At 64.4% G+C, this 3,230-nt stretch carries 3 protein-coding genes; all 3 read right to left on the reverse strand.

Annotation, left to right across the window (positions count from 1 at the left end):
- Nucleotides 1–489: CHASE2 domain-containing protein (locus tag THIDRDRAFT_RS22960; protein ID WP_007043330.1), on the reverse strand; the 489-nt coding region annotated here is incomplete at its 3' end.
- 125 nt (nucleotides 490–614) lie between these two features.
- Complete coding sequence (locus THIDRDRAFT_RS22965; protein ID WP_007043331.1) at nucleotides 615–881, reverse strand: hypothetical protein; 267 nt, start codon at nucleotides 879–881, stop codon at nucleotides 615–617.
- Nucleotides 882–958: 77 nt separating this feature from the next.
- Nucleotides 959–3,230 (reverse strand): tetratricopeptide repeat protein (locus tag THIDRDRAFT_RS24290; RefSeq protein WP_139058889.1); only part of this gene is annotated, 2,272 nt, incomplete at its 5' end.

Consider the following 3,230-nt stretch of genomic DNA (forward strand, 5'->3'; position numbering starts at 1 on the left):
CGGGGCGGGATCGCGCAGGACCTCCTGCTTCAGGACCGGCGCGTCCCGGCCCCCGAGCGGGAGGTCGTGGCGCTCGATGCCCTGTGCCAGGACCACGCGCCCGGCGTCCCGGAAGGCCCGGGCCAGCTCGGCGTCCGCCGCGCGGGATCCGGCGAAGAGGATGTCGAAGACGATGACCCGTGCTCCCGCCGCGTGCAGCCGCTCGACCAGCCGGGCGTGGAGCCTGCGCGGCCATTCGGGGTACCGGCCGCTCAGCCCGAAGGCATGCTGGGAGGCGCGGTCGACGACGACCAGCGCCACCTCGTCAGGCGGTGGAAGCGGACCGCGCAGTCGGAACAGCCAGCCGAGGACCGGGTTCTCCTCGAGCGCGAGCCCGGCGGGCGAGAGCCCCAGCAAGGCGCCGAGCGGACCCAGGGCGAGTCCGAGCAGCAGGGTCCTCGACAGGCGCTTGGATCCGGGGATGCGGCGAGTAGGCCCAGAAACGCGCATGTTTCAAGTCACGGCGTCTGGGCGACTATAAAAACGCGGCGTCCGAGCCATCCTTGGCCCGGGCGGTACAGACGAGGAATTGGCGTTTCATTGGATGCCGGAATCGCATCCAATCGGCGCTATCCTTAAAAACAAATGAGTATGCCTAGGACGATGACGCAAAAGCGTTTGACGGCGCTGTCTTTCTCCTTACTGAAAGTGATGCTTGGAGGCTGCGTCGTCCCCGCCTGCTCCTCCTCGCCGGCGTCCGTGTATTCCGACAGCTCGAGCACCTTCTTTTCCTTGTCCCAGTTCTGATTGGGATTCTCCAGCATCACGACGCGTTCGATGTTGAGTTTCTCTCCGTCGTCGTCCAGATAGACCAAGGCCACCAGCTTTCTCTTATCGCTCATGCGCGCTCTCCTCTTACTTCAGTGGGACATCGACCGGACCGAATCCGGTCACCAAGTCTATTGCGAGTCGTGCAGTTTCAGAATTGAATTGTGGTGCGCAGGCTCATGATCCGCTCGCCGACGAACAGTGGCCGATTGGGATCGGTCTCGACATATGGAATCTCGCGATCGAACAGGTTGTCGATCGAGAGTGCGACGAGCCCCCGTCGGTTCGGCAAACGGTAGCCGATCGAGAAATCGAGATTCCAGAATGAGTCGCTGGCCCGATCCAACGCCCCGTAGGGTACGAGGGACTGCCAAACACCGGTTGCGCGGATCGAACCGAACAGCCCGTTCGGCTCGAAATAGGACAATGTTAGAGGGACCCGGTGGGTACGGTCATCTGCATTATCCAGAATGAGCAGGACGTTCTCCTCATAGAAATATTCGAGCGATAGGGCTATCCGTGGAGTGGGAGTGAGCGCCGCATAGGCGCGCACGAAGCGCTCATCCCGTGCTCTCGCGGCTTCCTCCCCACTGTATTCTAGCTTGGGTACCGATACGTCTCGTCGTGAGGCTTCGAGACCGACGGATAGACGCTCGGAGAGACGCTGGTCGATACCGATACCATAACGCCATGCGCTTTCTCCGAGAGTACCGTCATACAGCTGATTGAAGCCTGAGACCTGGGTCGGCTGGATCGTTTGCCTCACCGAATCGGGACCCCGCAGCGTGCGGAAGGCCGCCGTGCGCACCCTAGCCCCAAACCAGGGGCGCCAGCTGAGACCGATCTTGGGATTGAACTGCTCGATCGAGGCACCGATCCCTGTAGTCTGAGCACCCCCGCCCGTCTCCTCTGTGTCTTCTGGCAGCTCGAACCAGCCAAGCCTGGGGATGAGCAGCTCCATACGACTGCGATTAATATTCTTTTCGTCCCAATCCATATGATCCCAGCTCAATCCAAATGTCAGATCCAATCGAGGAACCGGGCGCCAGATGCCGTAGAGCCACAGCGAGTTGAATGTGTTGTCGACGCGATAGTCCGTGAGGACGTTGGCTCTAATGCGCGACTCCACCGGGCCAAAGGTTCGGCTGTAGTCCACATCGAAATCGGTGGCATAATCGAACCGGCTTGCCCCAAGCGACAGCCGTATCCACTCGGAGCGCCAGTCCTGGCGCAGCTCCGCGCTCGATCCATCCCCTGAACCAGTTATGGAAAGCACCTCGCTGCTCAAGGGAGCACTGGGGGCCGGGATGGCGTCCTGGTCCGTATCGACGTGCCGATGGATATAGGACGCCATCAGCACTGATCTGGGGGACCATCTGTATGTCAACCCCAACCGAGCGCTCTGGCTGCGAGTGTGATCCCGTGTATCGGTGCCCGCCTCGTCAAGATAAGGCCCCTCATCCCCATCCGTATTCCGAAACTCCGCCTGCACGCCCAGCTTCGGCGTAACCTGCACCTGCGCGAATCCGACCTGGATATCCTGATTCTGCCGCCGCATCCCGCCCGACCCCTGGGTCTCGAAATGGTACTGGCCGACACTGAATGCCGCCTTGTCGTAAAGCGCGGTCGCCAGGATCTGATCCCCCAGGCTGTCGCGGCCGCCGCCCCAGAGCGAGACCCAGGCGCTGGCGCCGTCGCGCTCGAAGAGCGGGCCGTACTCGGCGAGCCCCAGGGTCGAGGGTCCCAGGGTGTCGGTGATCAGCAGACGGGTCTCGCCCTGGAGCGGGAGCACCGGGGTGCGGGTCAGGGGCTGGAGGAGCTGGGCCTGGAGTAGCTCGCTGACCCGCGCCTCCTCGTGACGCGGGAGGGCGGAATAGACGTCGGCCAGGAGACGGTGTCCGGACTGGTCGTCCGGGGCCTCGTCGACGGCCTGGAAGCCCTGGACCAGGGCCAGCTGATCGAATTCGAGGTCGCGGTAGACCTGGCCGATCGCCGCGGTGCGCGCGGCCGCGTCCGCCTCCAGGGCGCCGGGGGTGCGGAACTGGGCGCGGTTGTCGTTGAGCGCGTAGGAGGTCTCCAGCGCGTCCAGGGCCTCCACCGGACGGTTGTCGGCGCGCAGCTGGATGGCGCGGTACAGCCATGGCGTCGGATCCCTGGGATCCAGATCGGTGGCGATCTCCAGGGCGGTGGCCGCCCGTCCGCCGCGCCGCTCGTCGAGGTAGGCCTTGCCGAGATAGGTGCGCAGCAGGGACTGGAAAGGATCGAGCGAGACCGCAGTTTCGATCCGGGCGCGGCCCTCGGCGAGCCGGCCCGCGCGGATCTGGGCGATCCCGAGACCCAGATGGGTCACGGGGTCCGCCGGGTCCAGGTCGAGCGCGCGCCCGAAGGCCGCCCGCGCGGCCCCGAGATCGAGGCGCAGCAGG

The sequence above is a fragment of the Thiorhodococcus drewsii AZ1 genome, assembly GCF_000224065.1.
In the GTDB taxonomy this organism is placed as follows: Bacteria; Pseudomonadota; Gammaproteobacteria; order Chromatiales; family Chromatiaceae; genus Imhoffiella; species Imhoffiella drewsii.